Genomic DNA, 15437 nt, shown 5'->3' on the forward strand with positions numbered 1-15437 from the left:
CTTATGATGAGGCGAGTTGTTCAAAGGGGCTTTTCCACCCCAGCAGTCGTGAAATATCTTTCGCGCAGGCAATCGCCTTACCGGCAAGGTAATCGCGATTGTCTTCATTGATTTGCAGACGGGTACCCACCACCGAGATGGCGGCGGTCAGGTCGTTATTGGCGTTAAAAACCGGGGCGGCCACGCAGCGCACGTCCGGATAGTCCTCGCCATTATCAAAGCTCCAGCCCCGGGCGCGGATCCGCCCCAGCTCCTCCCGCAGCTGTTGAGCATTGCTGATGGTCGTTGGCGTAGCCCGCTCCCACTGCAGTTCTTCGATAATCGATGCCTGAACCCCGGCGGGCTGCCAGGCCAGCAGACATTTGCCGATCCCGGAGCGGTAAAGCGACAGGCTCTTTCCTTCGTGCGAACGCACGCTAATGGTGGCGGGTGATTCAATTTTCAGAATGTAGTAGGCGTTACCGTGATCGATAATGCCCAGATGGCAGAGCAGGCCGCACTCATCCATCAGGCGGGTCAGGCGCGGCCGCGCCAGCTCGCGCAGGTCCATTTTGCTTAGCGCCTGCCCGGCCAGCTCCACCAGTTTGGTCCACAGGCAGTAGTTATCCTGATTATCCATACTGATGAAGCGCTGCTTTTTCAGCTCGCCCAGCAGCAGATAAACCGTGCTTTTCGGGATCCCCAGCTCCGCTATTATCGTCGCCGCGCTGCAGGGTCCGATGCGGCCAATTAAATTGAGGATCTCAATCGCGCGGGTCAGCGCCGGGACTTTCGTTGATTCCAACATACTGGACTCCAATCCTGAATACTGGAATCAGTGTTGCGGTTGTCCGGGCGGTAAAGTGTGAGCGACATCGCGGGGCAATCGCTTTCCCGTATGCTGGACCGTTCGCAGCGGAAAATTGCGACTTAACGCACAGAATTTTTTCAGGAGAGTACAACAGGCTGGACAACCGGCGCCCGGGAGAAGCCCGCGCGCCGGGAAACGACTTACATTGAGAGGGAATCCACCACGTTAATCCAGCCATGTTCACTGGCCAGCGGTTGGCCATTCAGCCAGCGACGCAGCAGGTTTAATGCCATCATGGCGCAGACTTCCTGGCGTACCGCCAGGCTGTGGCGAGTGACGCTAAACTTCACCCGCAGCGCGAAGGTGCCGTCGGGGGTGGCCAGGGCCACGTTAAGATGATCGTTTTCCTGGCCGCTCACCGCCAGGGCCAGGCCGGCAAAATGGTTAATGCGCCGCTCGGCCGCCCAGCGGGCCGCCTGCGCCAGCGTCTCCTCCTGCGCCGGGACCACTTCGCTGGCCAGCAGCGGCGCGCCGGCGCGGGACAGCTGGAGCGCCAGCAGACCGCCGGTAAACTGCTCGCTGAGCGTCAGGCTCAGCTGCCGCTCCTGCAGACAGCGTGCAATCTGCGCCGGTAACCCTTCAGTGCCTTCGAAAATCAGGCTGTCGCCAGCCACTTTACGCACTTCCGGCCACAGGGCCAGCATGGCGTCACGCTGCTCAGCCGGTCCGGTCAGCTTCAGCTCAATGATCGGCATCGACGAGCGGTAGCCCATCACCACGCCAGGCGGTAACGTCAGCGGATTGAGGTTTTGCGCCAGCTCGCTTTCCGAGCGGCCAAAAGTGGTCAGCCGCAGGCATACCGGCGGTTCCGGCAGCGTAAAGCGCTGGCGCAGGCGCGGTAAAATCTCCTGCTCGACCATCACTTTGAATTCAGAGGGAACGCCGGGGGTGAAAAACATCAGGCAGCGATTGAGCTGGATGGCAAAGCCGCAGGCCGTGCCCACCGGGTTATTGATCATCTCGGCGCTGGCGGGGATTTCCGCCTGCTTACGGTTGCTTTCCGCCATCGGCCGCCCGCGTTCAGCAAAGAAGCGGGTCATGGTTTCCAGCCACTCCGGATGCAAAATAAGTCCTTCGCCTTTCGCGGTGGCCGCGGCCAGCGCGCTCAGGTCGTCGCTGGTTGGGCCGAGGCCGCCATTGACGATCAGCACATCCGCCTGTTCGCTGCGTTCGCGCAGCATCGCCACCAGCGCATCGAGATCGTCGCCGACGGTATTACGGCGCGTTAATGGTAAACCCTGATTAAAAAAGAAATCCGCCAGCCATGCTGCATTGGTGTCAACGATTTGACCATGCAACACTTCATCGCCAGTGGACAGCATTTCCACATTCAACATTGCTCACTCCTTGCCTGCCAGGTGGCAAATACTATAACGCAAAGCGGGAGGCTGACGAGGAGGAAAATCTGGCGCGGCAAGAGAAGACCGCGCCGGAGGAGATTAGAAGCTGGCGCTGGCGCCGATGTACGGGCCGTCGGCGATGGTGTTATCGCGGTTGCCATCTTTGCCCGCCAGGTTCAGATAGCGATAGCCTGCCTGGATGCTGAGCGGACGCATAATGGTCCAGCTGGCGCCGACGTTGGCTTCCTGATAGCTGTCAATGCCGCTGGAGAGGGAATCTGGAGAGTAGTAGTAGTCGCCATACAGACGGAAGCTGTCGCCGATTTTCCACTGCAGGCCGCCGCCGACCGCGGCCGCATAACCTTCATCACCCTGTTTCGGGTTGGTGTATACCCCTTTACCGCCCACGGTCGCCAGGAACGGCCCCAGCGGAATATTCAGGCCCAGGCCTAAACCCGCGGCGTCGCCGTCGTTATCGCTGTGCAGCCAGTTACCCGAAACAGCCAGACCGGTGGACTCGGTGCCGAAGCCGACCCCAAGGTTGGTGTAATGCTCGCCTGCTTCGCCGGTAACGCTGATCGCATGGGCCGCCGAAGAGACCAGCATGACGCCAGCCAGCGCCATAAAAATGCTTTTTTTCATTATTTACTCTATCCAGAAAATTAAAATCAAAGAAGTCCCGAAAAAACCTGAAAATTCTACTGCGCACTCGTCAGGAATCAATGACCTGGCGAAATGATTTTTCACAAGAGTGTAACCAGTTGCGTCTTTTTACAGCAATACCACCGCGCATTTGCGAAAGAATGTAAATTTCACCGCATTCATATTCAGTAGAATTATATTTAATTAGGTTGTATTGATTGAATAAATCTATATTTATCTGCGCAATCGCCATTGCGCAGGCTGTTTGAAGGAAGCAGAAAAATTAATGGGCGAGCAGGGCCAGGCGCTCCGGCGCAAGCCCCGTCAGCTTCGCCACCAGCGCCAGATCAAGCCCGTTTTCCAGCATCGCCTTGGCAATACGTTGCGCAGCCAATTGTTCTCCCTGTTCAAGACCTTGCTGCAGGCCCTGCTGATGGCCACGTTGTTCCAGAAACTGGGCAATGTTCATTAGCGTCTCCTTATGCAGCCGTCTGGGGACATTTTGCGCAAGATTACGTAAAAAGGCGACCGGATCGGCGGCATTTCCTGCCTGTAATAAATAGTGAAGCAGCGTCCTGAGCTGTCTGCGGCTAGTGTATCCCAGCGCCAACAGGCTGGCTAGTTGCTCCTGCAGTTCCATCATATCGCGTTGCCGGATATGCTTTTGCAGCAACTCAAGCATCGCGACCCGTCGGTGCTGCATTATTGTATCGTCAGGAAGCACCGTGATATCGATTAAGTGAAAATCCTGATTGTATACTTGCCGCGCGGTTTGCGGATGAGCAAATCCTTCCAGCCAGCACATGGGATACGGCCAGGGCGAGACTTGCCCATGATAAAAAAGCAGCGGGATCACCAATGGCAGTTGCGTATGTCCTTTATCCAGATGGCGCTGCATCGCTGCTATCGCATAACGCATCAGGCGAAATGCCATATGACGGTCCGCAGAGCTTTGATGTTCGATAAGCAGATAGATATATCCGTCCCCCGCCTGGGTTTGCAGCGAGTAAAGAATATCGGAATGGCTGGCGCGCAGGTCTTCATCGATAAAACTTCCGGACTCCAACTGCAGCGTTTGCAGATTGCATAATTCTCGCAAATGTTCAGGAAGGTGAATGTCCAGAAAATCCCGCGCCGTCGCCCGATGCGACAGTAGGTGTTTAAACACGGCGTCATGTGGGGAATGGGTGGTCCTTTCCATGGTGGCTCTCCATACGATAATTTTCGCTTAACTTATCACTCTGTAAAGCCAGCGCCGTATTTCCCTTGCGGTTTGCCGAGGCGCCTCGCAAACTGTTTCCTCGATACCCGGCCCGACTTACTGCGAAGGAGAAAAATCATGCGTCAAAGGACGATTGTTTGCCCGCTAATCCAAAATGATGGCCATTACCTGTTGTGCAAGATGGCTGCCGACCGCGGGGTTTTTCCAGGACAATGGGCCTTGTCCGGCGGCGGCGTGGAGCCAGGGGAACGTATCGAAGAGGCGCTGCGACGTGAAGTCCGCGAGGAGCTTGGCGAAAAACTGCAGTTGACCCGTATCACGCCATGGAGCTTCCGCGACGATACCCGCGTGAAAACCTATCCCGACGGGCGCCAGGAAACGATCTATATGATCTATCTGATCTTCGACTGCGTTAGCGCCAATCGCGACGTAACGATCAACGAGGAGTTTGACGATTACGCCTGGGTGAAAGCGGATGAGCTTAAAAACTACGATCTCAATGCCGCCACCCGCCTCACCCTGAGCATGAAGGGGCTACTCTGACGCCACGGTCAGCAGGCGCAGCGTCGCCTTCAGTCCGCCCAGGCTTTCGCTGCGCGAAAGCTGCAGGTGGCTACGATGCAAACGTGCAATATCGTTAACCAGCGCCAGGCCCAGCCCGGCGCCGGGAATCGCGCCCGCGTTATCGAGGCGGCGAAACGGCATCAGCGCCTGGTGTACCTGGTGGTCGTCAATTCCCGGACCGCTGTCTTCCACGCTGAGCAACACGGCGTCGCCGTCGCGATGCAGGCTAAGCGTGACCGTTCCATATTCCGGGGTATAGCGAATGGCATTGTCGAGCAGGTTAGCGCACAGCTCCCCCAGCAGAACGCTATCGCCTGCCACATGTACCGCCGACTGCTCGCCCTCGTAGCCAAGATCGATATGTTTGCTCCGCGCTTGCGCGATACGTGAAAAGCAGCTGTTGCGCACAATCTCCGGCAAGTTAATCACCGCAAACGCCTGCTCCCGCTGTTTTACCGTCGCCAGCTGCAGCAACCGCTCCGTTAACAAGACCGTATCGTCCAGCGTGGCGCGCATCGCCTGCAGACTTTCGCGCCACAGTTGCGGATCGTCGCTGGCCAGGGCTACCGAAGCCTGCGTTTTCAGCACCGCAAGCGGTGTTTTCAGCTGATGGGACGCATCGGCGCTAAAGCGCTCCTGGCGGGAGATCATCACCCGCAGGCGGTCGATGTAGCGGTTGAACGCGACAATCAGCAGCCGCGTTTCCGACCAGGGCAGCAGCTCCGGCAGCGGCGTCAGCAGACCGGGTTCACGGCGCACCATCAGCGCGGAGAGCTGACGCATGGGCCGCAGCACGCGGCGCAGCAGCCAGGCTGCCAGCACCAGCGTCAACAGGACCAGTAACCCTTGCGACACCCAGGATGAGAAGAGTAATTGTCCGGCCAGCCAGCGGCGGGACTGCAGCGTTTCGGCAATATATATCTCCGCCATGCCAACGATGCCGCCTTCGTTGATGGGCTGCAGCAGGCGCGCCACGCGGATTGCCTGACCGCGATATTCGGTATGATAAAACCACGCCAGCGCCGGATAGAGCTGAGTTCGCGAGGTGGAGGGCGGCATCGCGGGCAGATCGTCATAGCCGGAAATGACCTTCCCCTGCGGGTCGAGCACCTTGTAATAGAGACGATCGTTCATATTGAGCTCGAAGCTGTCCAGCACCACCCAGGGCACATTCACCTCCAGTTGCCCTCCGCGAACCACCAGCTGCTCGGCCACCGTCCGCGCCGACGACAGCAGGGTACGATCGTAGGCTTGCGTCGCCGCCTGCAGCGCGCTGACGTAGCTGTTAAACGCGGAGAGTCCCCACAGCAGGACCAGCGGCAGGCCGAGAAACAGCAACAGTTGGGCATAGAGCGATTGCGGCTTACTCCATCTCATGGCGCTCGCACTCAAGCAGATAGCCTAAACCGCGCAGGGTGGTTATACGCACATTGCTCGCCTGAAGTTTCTTGCGCAGACGGTGAATGTAGAGTTCGATGCTTTCCGGACTGACGTCATCGCTGAGGCTGAACACCTGTTCGAACAGCTGCTGACGGGAAACCGGGCGAGTGCGGCGAAACATCAGCACCTTCAATAGCGCCAGCTCGCGCGGCGTCAGAGACAACATCTGGCCACGGAGTAAAAAATAGCCTTCGTCACAATACGCCAGCTCGCCAAGCTGCTGCACCTCATGCACCTGCCCTTCGCTGCGCCGGAGCAGCGCCCGCAGGCGGGCGTCGAGCTCTTCCAGCTCAAAGGGCTTGGGTAAATAGTCATCCGCGCCGGCATTTAAGCCCTTCACCCGGTCCGCTACCGCGCTGCGGGCGGTCAGCAACAGCACCGGCAGGGTCTGCCCGCGCTTGCGCAGCCGCTGCACCACTTCAAGGCCATCGAACCCCGGCATACCGATATCCAGCACCGCCAGCGCATATTGCTCGCTTTGCAGCAGATGGTCGGCCGCACGCCCGTCAGCGACGCAATCCACGGCAAAACCGCTCTGCACCAGCGCTTTTTCCAGCCAGTGAGCCAGCTCACGATTATCCTCGGCTAATAAGAGACGCATATCACATCCTGTAACGTTGCTGCTGCATTGAAAGGGAAATGAAAGGTAACTGTTTTAACAATCATGCAACCGAATCGCCATATGTCGGTTCACATAATCAAAAAAACCTGCCCTGTACCTGCTGAGGAAGCCTATGAAAACGCCATTTTTCCGCCATCTGAGCGCCATCGCGCTGTGCCTTTGCACCACATCCGCCTTCGCCGCAGAGGCCCCGTCCCGCACCGAATGTATCGCGCCCGCTAAACCCGGCGGCGGCTTTGACCTGACCTGTAAGCTGATTCAGGTGAGCCTGATGGAAACCGGCGCTATCGAGAAACCGATGCGCGTCACCTATATGCCCGGCGGCGTGGGCGCGGTAGCCTACAACGCCATTGTCGCCCAGCGCCCGGCAGAGCCGGGGACCGTCGTCGCCTTCTCCGGCGGCTCGCTGCTGAACCTGTCGCAGGGTAAATTCGGCCGTTACAGCGTCGATGACGTGCGCTGGCTGGCGAGCGTCGGCACCGACTACGGCATGATCGCCGTGCGCGCCGATTCGCCATGGAAAGATCTGAAGTCGTTTATGACCGCGATGGAGAAAAATCCCTCCAGCATCGTGATTGGCGCCGGGGCCTCCATCGGCAGCCAGGACTGGATGAAAGCGGCGCTGCTGGCGCAAAAAGCCAACGTCGACCCGCATAAAATGCGCTATGTCGCCTTTGAAGGCGGCGGCGAGCCGGTGACCGCGCTGCTCGGCAACCATGTGCAAGCGGTCTCCGGCGATCTCAGCGAGATGGTGCCCTATCTGCAGGGCAATAAAATCCGCGTGCTGGCGGTCTTCTCCAGTGAACGATTGCCGGGCGCGCTCGCCGATGTCCCTACCGCTAAAGAGCAGGGCTACGACCTGGTCTGGCCGATTATTCGCGGCTTCTTTATGGGCCCAAAAGTCAGCGACGCCGAGTACCAGTGGTGGGTCGATGAATTCACTAAACTGCAGCAAACCGAAGCGTTCAAAAAGCAACGTGAACTGCGCGGCCTGTTTGAATTCAACATGAACGGCAAGGAGCTCGATACCTACGTTAAGCAGCAGGTCAACGACTATCGCGAACAGGCGAAAGCCTTTGGCCTGGCAAAATAATCCGCGGAGGCGCTAATGAGCGATCGTATTTTTGCCGGAGTGTGGCTGTTGTTATGTATTGGCGGTCTGTTTATCGCCTGGCAGATCCACAGCGAATACGCCTATGAACCCGTCGGCCCGCGTCCCTTCCCGCTCGGGATCATCGGCCTGATGCTGCTGTGCTCGGCGTTAATGTTGCTACGTCGCCCGGACGCCGTCGAGTGGCCGGGACGGCATGTGCTGCAGCGTCTGCTGACCATGGTCGTGGTGCTGGTGGTCTACGCCTGGGGGTTTGAATGGCTCGGTTTTCCGCTGGCCACCGCGCTGCTGACGGCGATCATTGGTCTGCTGTTCGGCGCGACGCTGCCGGCGGCGGGCATTGCCGGCGTCGCGATGGGCGTGTCGTTATGGTACGCCTTCGACACCCTGCTCGATGTCACCCTGCCCCTTGGCATCTGGTTTAATTAACGGAGGCGTTTATGGATACCTGGATCTATCTCTCGCAGGGCTTCGCCGTCGCCATGACGCCGGAGAACCTGCTGATCGCCCTGATCGGCTGCTTTGTCGGGACTATCGTCGGCCTCCTGCCGGGGCTGGGGCCTATCAACGGCGTGGCGATTCTGCTGCCGCTGGCTTTCGCCCTGCATTTACCCGCGGAGTCGGCGCTGATCCTGCTGGCGACGGTTTATATCGGTTGCGAATACGGCGGGCGTATTTCATCAATTCTGTTGAACGTGCCCGGCGATGCCGCCGCCATTATGACCGCCCTCGACGGCTATCCGATGGCCCAGCAGGGTCGCGGCGGCGTTGCGTTGTCGATTTCCGCCGTCAGTTCCTTCTTTGGCTCAATGATCGCCATCGGCGGTATTATTTTGTTCGCGCCGCTGCTCGCCCAGTGGTCGCTGGCGTTCGGTCCGGCGGAGTACTTCGCGCTGATGGTCTTCGCCATCGCCTGTCTTGGCAGCATGATGGCGCAGAACCCGCTGAAGTCGTTCCTCGCGGCGTTAATCGGCCTGGGTCTGGCGACGGTAGGGGTGGACGCCAATACCGGGGTTTACCGCTTCACCTTCGACAGCGTCCATCTCTCGGACGGCGTACAGTTTATTGTGGTGGTGATCGGCCTGTTCTCGGTTTCAGAGATCCTGTTGATGCTGGAGAGCACCAGCGGCGGACAAACGCTGGTGCGGAAAACCGGACGGATGCTGTTTAACACCAAAGAGGCCGCGCAGTGCGTCGGCGCGACCCTGCGCTCTTCGGTGGTGGGTTTCTTCGTCGGCATTCTGCCCGGCGCCGGGGCGACCATCGCCAGCGCCATTACCTACATGACGGAGAAAAAACTCAGCGGTAACAGCGATAACTTCGGCAAGGGCGATATTCGCGGCGTGGCGGCGCCGGAAGCGGCCAATAACGCCTCCGCCTGCGGTTCCTTTATTCCCATGCTGACGCTCGGCGTGCCGGGGTCCGGCACCACCGCGGTGATGATGGGCGCGCTGACGCTGTATAACATCACCCCCGGCCCGGCAATGTTCACCGAGCAGCCGGATATCGTCTGGGGGCTGATTGCCGCCCTGCTGATCGCCAACGTGATGCTGCTTATTATGAACATTCCGCTGATCGGCCTGTTCACCCGTATGCTGACCATTCCGCTGTGGTTTCTGGTCCCGGCCATCGCCGCGGTCTCCGCCGTCGGCGTCTACGCGGTACACAGCACCACTTTTGACCTGCTGCTGATGGTGGGGCTTGGGGTGCTCGGCTACATCATGCGCAAAATGCACTTCCCGATGTCGCCGCTGATCCTTGGCTTCGTGCTGGGGGAGATGCTGGAGCAGAACCTGCGTCGCGCGCTGTCGATCAGCAACGGCAATCTGGCGATCCTGTGGCAAAGCGGGGTGACCAAAACGCTGCTGGTGCTGGCTATCGCCGTGCTGGTGGTGCCGCCGCTGCTGCGTCTGCGGCGTAAACAGCGCCAGCGTCGCGCCGAAGCCAATATCGGCTAAGCCGGCGAATTGACCCATTCGCGCAGCGCCCGGCGCGAGATCTTAATCCCACCGTTCTTTAACGTTTCCGGCAGCCGCAGCCAACGCACCGGCTGCTGGAAACGCGCCAGCCGTTCCGCGCTCCATGCCGCCAGCACGCTCATTTCGCAGCCGTCATCGCATTCCACCACCGCTACCGGACGCTGGCCATATTCCGCATCGTCCAGCGGCACGACAAACGCCTGCTGTATCTGCGGATGCGCCCCGATGATCCGTTCCACCTCCTCCGGCTGGATCCCTTCTCCACCGCTGAAAAAGAGATTATCCAGGCGCCCGAGGAGAGTAAGCCGTCCATCGATGATCTCGCCGCGATCGCGGGTGGCAAACCACCCTTCGTCGTTGGTCAATGGCAACAATTGACCGTCGCGCCAGTAGCCCGCGGCCATGCTCGCCGCCCGCAGCCAGACCTCGCCGGCAACGATTTTCATCTCCCGCCCCGGCAACGCCGCGCCCACATCCGCCGCGCCGTCGGCCTCTTTAGCGCAGACGGTGGAAGCGAATTCGGTCAGGCCGTAACCGCAGTAGGTGCGTACCTCCTGCCCCCGCGCCCGCTCGGTCAATTCGACCGGGATCGCCGCGCCGCCGAGCAGCACCGCCTTGAGGGTAAGCGCAGCATCGTCATTCAGCAGGCGCCACAGCTGAGTCGGCACCAGCGAAGCATGGGTACAGCCCTGCAGCATCTGCGCCAGCGGCTGTTTATCGCGCACCGTCAGCCGCGCGCCGGCCAGCAGCCAGCGCCACATAATCCCCTGGCCGGAGACATGAAACAGCGGCAGCGACAGCAGCCAGTCATCTTCTGCGGCAAACGGCATCAGCGCCAGCACGCCGGCGGCGCTGGCCAGATGGGCGCTGGCATGATGCACCGCCGCCTTCGGCAAACCGGTCGACCCCGAGGTCAGCGTCATTGAGGCGAAACGATCCTCACGCCACGGCACAGCATGGGTTCCCGCTGTCGCCTGCAGGGTTAACGCCGGTAAATCCCCCGGCAGCGCATCGCCGTTAAGCACCAGCTGATGCTGGACGGTCAACGCTGGCAGCAGTTCCTGCAGCAACGCCGTCGGCAGCTGCGGATTGAGCGGCAGCACCCGCGCGCCGCACTGCAGCAGCGCCAGCCAGGCCAGCAGCGTCGACGGCTGGTTAAAAGCCTGCAGCGCCACCCCGTGACCTTCTGTTACGCCCTGCGCGGCAAACCCGGCCGCCAGCGCGTCAACGCGGGCGCACAGGTCGCGCCAGGTCAGCGGCTGGTCATTCAGGCGCAGCGCCTGCGCCTCTCCGCGCCGCTGGCGCCAGTGCCGCCAGGGCCAGTCGCGAAAGGTCACAGCAGCGGCTCCAGCGTATCGATGCTGAGCATCGGCAGGGTGCTTTCCGGCCACGCCCGCACCAGCTGGGCGCCCATCAGCGACAGGGTGTCCAGTCCGGGGATGGTCTGCGGCGTCAGCCAGGCGGCAACCCGCGCCAGCTGGGTTAACCCGAGGCTGGACTCGATCGACGAGCTGATCACCGCGCTCAGCCCCAGCGCATGGGCCGCGGCGACCTGCTGCTGAACCCGGTGTAAACTGCCGGTTAGCGTCGGCTTGATCACCACCGCGCGCACGCCCGGCTCGGCGACGAAGCGAAAATCCGCCTCGCGCAGGCTTTCATCCCAGGCGATAGCGATCCCGGTTTCGCGACTAAAGGCCCGCGAGTCCTCCCGCGTTTTACAAGGTTCCTCAAGAAAGGCAATGCGCTGGCGATACGCCGGATCGACATATTTCGCAAACTGCTGCGCTTTCAGCGGCGTCCAGGCCCGGTTGGCATCCAGACGCAGCTGCAGGTCGGGGATGGCTTCCAGCAGCAGATTAACCACCATGCCATCGCGGACCGCCTCCCAGAGCCCCACTTTCACCTTAGCGACTTTCTCGCCGGGCATCGCCGCCAGTCTGGCGAACAGCTCATCCGGATCGCCGGAGCAGAGCGGCGCCGCGCGATAATCCGCGGCCTGCGGCAGCTCGCCGCTGAGCTCCGCCTGCGCGCAGCTGATGCCAAACGCGACAGAGGGCAGCGCAGGAAGCGCCGGCTCCGCGCCGTCGCGCCAGGCCTGAGCCCAGGGCAGTAGCGCCGCCTGCGCCTCCGCCAGAGTCTCTGCGCTGAATCCCGGCAGGGGAGAAATTTCCCCCCAGCCCTCCCGCTCACCCTCCCGCAGGTGGATGAACAGCCCGTCGCGGGTTTTTAACCGCCGTTCTCGCAGCACCACGCCCGCGTCCATCGGTATCTGCCAGCGGTAAACCTGCGAAACGCGCATTAGGGATTCCGTTTAAATTTGCTGAAGTCCGGCTGACGTTTCTGGTTGAAGGCATTGCGGCCTTCCTGTCCCTCTTCCGTCATGTAGAACAGCATAGTTGCGTTGCCCGCCAGCTCCTGCAGACCGGCCTGGCCGTCGCAGTCGGCGTTCAGCGCCGCTTTCAGGCAGCGCAGCGCCATTGGGCTGTTCTGCAGCATTTCACGACACCAGCGCACCGTCTCTTTTTCCAGATCCGCCAGCGGCACCACGGTGTTCACCAGCCCCATGTCCAGCGCCTGCTGCGCGTCATACTGACGGCAGAGGAACCAGATTTCGCGCGCTTTTTTCTGCCCGACGATGCGCGCCATATAGGAGGCGCCCCAGCCGCCGTCGAAGGAGCCGACTTTCGGCCCGGTCTGACCGAAGATGGCGTTTTCCGCCGCGATGGTCAGATCGCACATCATGTGCAGCACGTGGCCGCCGCCGATAGAGTAGCCGGCCACCATCGCTACCACCGGCTTCGGGCAGGTGCGGATCTGGCGCTGAAAGTCGAGTACGTTGAGATGATGCACGCCGGAGTCGTCCTGATAGCCGCCGTAATCGCCGCGGACTTTCTGATCGCCGCCGGCGCAAAAGGCTTTCTCACCTTCGCCGGTCAGGACAATCACCCCGATATTGTCGTCATAACGGGCATCCGCCAGCGCCTGGATCATCTCTTTGACGGTCAGCGGGCGGAAGGCGTTGCGCACCTGCGGGCGATTGATTGTGATTTTGGCAATGCCGTCGGCCGATTTGTGATAGCGAATATCGGTATAGCCTTCGGAACAATCGTGCCATTCAACAGGGGCATAGAGCATTGCTTCATCAAGAGAGATCATAGAATGTCCTTCAGTTAACTTGCCAGAATCTGCGCCAGACAGGCAATCACCGCCGCCGGGTTGTCCCGGTGCGCGTTGTGTCCGGCATGGTGAATAAGATGGAGATCCGCCGCGAGCGCCTGCGCGATGGCGCGAAATTTCGCATCGCGCTCGCCGCACAGGTAGTGAAAGGGGAAATCGCGCGCCTGCAGGGACGCGCGCAGATCGGCCTGCCCGGCAAGGGAGGTCGCCTGCAGCATCTCGGCCAGCGTCGCGCCGTTGTTCCGGCTGCGTAAGGCGACCAGCGCCGCGCGCTGCCCGGCATCCAGTGAAGCGAAGACCGGCTGCTGATACCAGTCGGCAAAGACCTGCGCCAACGGCTCATGGCGAAAACGTTCCGCCCAGGCGCTGTCGTTGCTGTGCCGCGCCTGCCGCGCTTCGGCATCCTGCAGGCCCGGATGGCCACCCTCAACGATCAGGCCGCGCAGGCCCGCGCGCGGCTGGCAGGCGAAGTTCATCGCCACCCGGCCCCCCAGCGAGTAACCGATCAGCCAGTAGTTAAGTATGTTGTAACTATTAAGCGTAGCCTGCAGCAGAATATTGACCCCGGCAAAGTCCTGCACCGCGATATCCGCCGAGCCGCCGTGGCCCGGCAGATCGAGATACAGCCGCGGCCAGGCGCGAAACGCGTCGCCTACTTCCCGCCACTCATGGCGGTCGCCGGAAAAACCGTGCAGAAAGACCAGCCAGGGATAACCCGGCTGGCCATGTTCGACAGCAGCGCTGAGGGTCACAGGCGACTTACCTGCGCCAGCAGCTGCTGGAGGGTCTGCGTGCCGTCGGTCTCATTGACCGCCAGCTCAATCACCGTCGCCCCTGCCCTGCGCCAGGCGCCGGCCAGCGCCTCATCCAGCGCCTGCCAGTCAGCCGGGCGATGATAGACCAGGCCGAACATCGCCGCCGCGTGGCTGAAATCAACGTCCTGCGGCATTAAGTAGAACTGGCGCCGCTCGTCCTGCGGCGTCGGCAGCATGGAGAAAATCTGCCCGCCGTTGTTGTTCACCACGATCAGCACCAACGGCGCCGACGCCTGGCGCAGCAGGGCCAGCGAGTTGAGATCGTACAGCGCCGAAAGATCGCCGACGATAGCCAGGGTTGGCCGGGCGCTGGCGCGCTGGACGCCGGCGGCGGTGGCGATCAAGCCATCAATGCCGCTGGCGCCGCGGTTGCTGTAAACCGGGTAGCCAGCCGGCAGCTGCGCCAGGGCGTCGATCAGGCGCACCACCAGGCTGTTGCCGACAAACAATTGCCCCTGTTCCGGCAGATAGCGCCGAATTCGCTGCGCCAGCTGCGCTTCGCCAAAGGGTTCGTTGCTGGCGACCGCCGCCTCCCACGCCTGTCGGGCCAGTTCAGGAATAGCCGTCGCCCACGGCTGGCGTTTCTCCGCCGGGTGAAGCTCAAGCCAGCGGTCAATGCTGGCGAGCAGACGACGGCCGCGGTGCTGCGCCGGATCGAGACGGCCGGGCAGATTATCCACCAGCCAGTATTCATCAGGCTCGCAGGTGGCCTGCCACTGCAGGACCCGCTTGCCGGTCAGGCTGCTGCCGAGCTGAACCACGATCTGCGCCTGCGCCAGCTCGCTCACCGCTTTGCCGTTGCCCAGCCACAGGTCAGCGCACGGCAGCGGCTGCCCGGTCTGCGACAGGACATCGCCGATCAGCGGCCAGCCGAGGGTTTGCGCCCACTCGGCCACTTTTTTCCCTTCGGCGGCGCTCATTCTGCCCGCCACGACCACGCCGCGCTTTTGCCGCCAGAAGAACCAGTCGCGCTGTTTCTCACTTTCCATCTGCAGCGCCTGACGTAACCAGGGTTTATCGCTCTGCCACCAGTTGCCGAGCTGCTGCTGCCACTCCACGCCGGTATCATCCATATCGCCATACAGCGGTTCGGCGAACGGGCAGTTGATATGCACCCCGCCGGCGTGCAGCTCGCCCAAGGCCTGGTCGAGGGTCGAGACCAGCCAGCGGGCGGAAATATCCTGCGAGGGACGCGGCAGAGAAATCGTCTGCGACGGATGGGAGGCGAACATCCCCGGCTGACGAATCGCCTGATTGGCGCCGCAGTCGATCAGCTCCGGCGGACGGTCAGCGGTCAGGAGAATCAGCTTTTCCCCGGTAAGCCCCGCCTCAATCAGCGCCGGATATAGGTTCGCGGTGGCAGTCCCGGAGGTCACAATAACCGCCACCGGCTGACGACTGGCTTTCGCCAGACCGAGCGCCAGGTGGCCAAGGCCGCGTTCGTCAAAATGGGTATGATGGATAAAGGCGCGGTTTTCCGCCGCCGCCAGGGTTAAGGGTGTCGAGCGCGAGCCCGGCGCAATGCAGATATGCTGCACGCCGTGGCGCGTTAAAGCTTCCAGGATCACCGCCGCCCAGCGTCGGTTAAATGCGCTTACTGACATGAAATTGTCCGGTATCAAATATTGATGCTAAGTATAGATAAGGCAAAGTGACGGCGTTTTGATATGCATCG

Annotated in this window: 15 protein-coding genes; 4 read left to right on the forward strand and 11 right to left on the reverse strand. The window is 61.1% G+C overall.

Annotation, left to right across the window (positions count from 1 at the left end):
- Position 1: 1 nt before the first annotated feature.
- The 4 genes from L2I46_RS10680 to L2I46_RS10695 form a co-directional block, all read right to left on the reverse strand.
- Positions 2–787, reverse strand: coding sequence for an IclR family transcriptional regulator (locus L2I46_RS10680; protein ID WP_236947852.1), 786 nt, complete (start codon positions 785–787; stop codon positions 2–4).
- 203 nt (positions 788–990) lie between these two features.
- Positions 991–2187 carry a nicotinamide mononucleotide deamidase-related protein YfaY gene (locus tag L2I46_RS10685; protein ID WP_032453562.1) on the reverse strand — a complete coding sequence of 399 codons (1197 nt, stop codon included), beginning with the start codon at positions 2185–2187 and terminating at the stop codon, positions 991–993.
- Between the two features lie 102 nt (positions 2188–2289).
- Positions 2290–2832, reverse strand: a complete 543-nt coding sequence (locus L2I46_RS10690; RefSeq protein WP_004201712.1) for a YfaZ family outer membrane protein — start codon at positions 2830–2832, stop codon at positions 2290–2292.
- 283 nt (positions 2833–3115) lie between these two features.
- Complete coding sequence (locus tag L2I46_RS10695; RefSeq protein WP_023290496.1) at positions 3116–4033, reverse strand: Rpn family recombination-promoting nuclease/putative transposase; 918 nt, start codon at positions 4031–4033, stop codon at positions 3116–3118.
- A 138-nt stretch (positions 4034–4171) separates the two neighbouring features.
- Between L2I46_RS10695 and nudI the strand changes: the two genes are divergently transcribed.
- The gene (gene nudI, locus L2I46_RS10700; protein ID WP_050533212.1) at positions 4172–4597 is read left to right on the forward strand and encodes a nucleoside triphosphatase NudI; all 426 of its coding nucleotides are present in this window, start codon (positions 4172–4174) and stop codon (positions 4595–4597) included.
- On the opposite strand, the gene L2I46_RS10705 is transcribed toward nudI, so the two are convergent.
- Together L2I46_RS10705 and tctD are read right to left on the reverse strand one after the other, a co-directional pair.
- A complete protein-coding gene (locus L2I46_RS10705) occupies positions 4589–5995 on the reverse strand; it encodes a sensor histidine kinase (RefSeq protein ID WP_032453565.1) in 1407 nt (468 codons plus the stop codon). The two genes, nudI and L2I46_RS10705, sit on opposite strands and share 9 nt — an antisense overlap.
- Entirely contained in the window at positions 5982–6659 is a 678-nt protein-coding gene (tctD, locus tag L2I46_RS10710; protein WP_236947853.1) for a transcriptional regulator TctD, read from the reverse strand. Before tctD ends, L2I46_RS10705 begins: the two co-directional genes overlap by 14 nt.
- Before the next feature lie 133 nt (positions 6660–6792).
- On the opposite strand from tctD, the gene L2I46_RS10715 reads away from it, so the two are divergent.
- Genes L2I46_RS10715 through L2I46_RS10725 form a run of 3 tightly spaced genes read left to right on the forward strand, consistent with a single transcriptional unit; the run spans position 6793 to position 9749 of the window.
- Positions 6793–7773, forward strand: a complete 981-nt coding sequence (locus L2I46_RS10715; RefSeq protein WP_023290500.1) for a Bug family tripartite tricarboxylate transporter substrate binding protein — start codon at positions 6793–6795, stop codon at positions 7771–7773.
- A 15-nt stretch (positions 7774–7788) separates the two neighbouring features.
- Positions 7789–8220, forward strand: coding sequence for a tripartite tricarboxylate transporter TctB family protein (locus tag L2I46_RS10720; protein ID WP_023290501.1), 432 nt, complete (start codon positions 7789–7791; stop codon positions 8218–8220).
- A gap of 11 nt (positions 8221–8231) precedes the next feature.
- On the forward strand, positions 8232–9749 hold the full coding sequence (locus L2I46_RS10725) for a tripartite tricarboxylate transporter permease (RefSeq protein WP_023290502.1): 1518 nt from the start codon (positions 8232–8234) through the stop codon (positions 9747–9749).
- On the opposite strand, the gene menE is transcribed toward L2I46_RS10725, so the two are convergent.
- The 5 genes from menE to menD are packed head-to-tail and all read right to left on the reverse strand — an operon-like array spanning position 9746 to position 15366.
- Positions 9746–11107 carry an o-succinylbenzoate--CoA ligase gene (menE, locus tag L2I46_RS10730; RefSeq protein ID WP_236947854.1) on the reverse strand — a complete coding sequence of 454 codons (1362 nt, stop codon included), beginning with the start codon at positions 11105–11107 and terminating at the stop codon, positions 9746–9748. The two genes, L2I46_RS10725 and menE, sit on opposite strands and share 4 nt — an antisense overlap.
- Complete coding sequence (gene menC / locus L2I46_RS10735; RefSeq protein WP_044524259.1) at positions 11104–12069, reverse strand: o-succinylbenzoate synthase; 966 nt, start codon at positions 12067–12069, stop codon at positions 11104–11106. Before menC ends, menE begins: the two co-directional genes overlap by 4 nt.
- Positions 12069–12926, reverse strand: coding sequence for a 1,4-dihydroxy-2-naphthoyl-CoA synthase (menB, locus tag L2I46_RS10740; RefSeq protein WP_004201730.1), 858 nt, complete (start codon positions 12924–12926; stop codon positions 12069–12071). Before menB ends, menC begins: the two co-directional genes overlap by 1 nt.
- 14 nt (positions 12927–12940) lie before the next feature.
- Positions 12941–13699, reverse strand: coding sequence for a 2-succinyl-6-hydroxy-2,4-cyclohexadiene-1-carboxylate synthase (gene menH / locus L2I46_RS10745; protein WP_236947855.1), 759 nt, complete (start codon positions 13697–13699; stop codon positions 12941–12943).
- Positions 13696–15366: a 2-succinyl-5-enolpyruvyl-6-hydroxy-3-cyclohexene-1-carboxylic-acid synthase gene (menD, locus tag L2I46_RS10750; RefSeq protein WP_048297927.1), complete on the reverse strand. Its 1671-nt coding sequence runs from the start codon at positions 15364–15366 to the stop codon at positions 13696–13698. Before menD ends, menH begins: the two co-directional genes overlap by 4 nt.
- Between the last annotated feature and the right edge of the window lie 71 nt (positions 15367–15437).

The sequence above is a fragment of the Klebsiella sp. 2019SCSN059 genome (assembly GCF_021739525.1).
GTDB classification, from domain to species: Bacteria; Pseudomonadota; Gammaproteobacteria; order Enterobacterales; family Enterobacteriaceae; genus Klebsiella; species Klebsiella quasipneumoniae.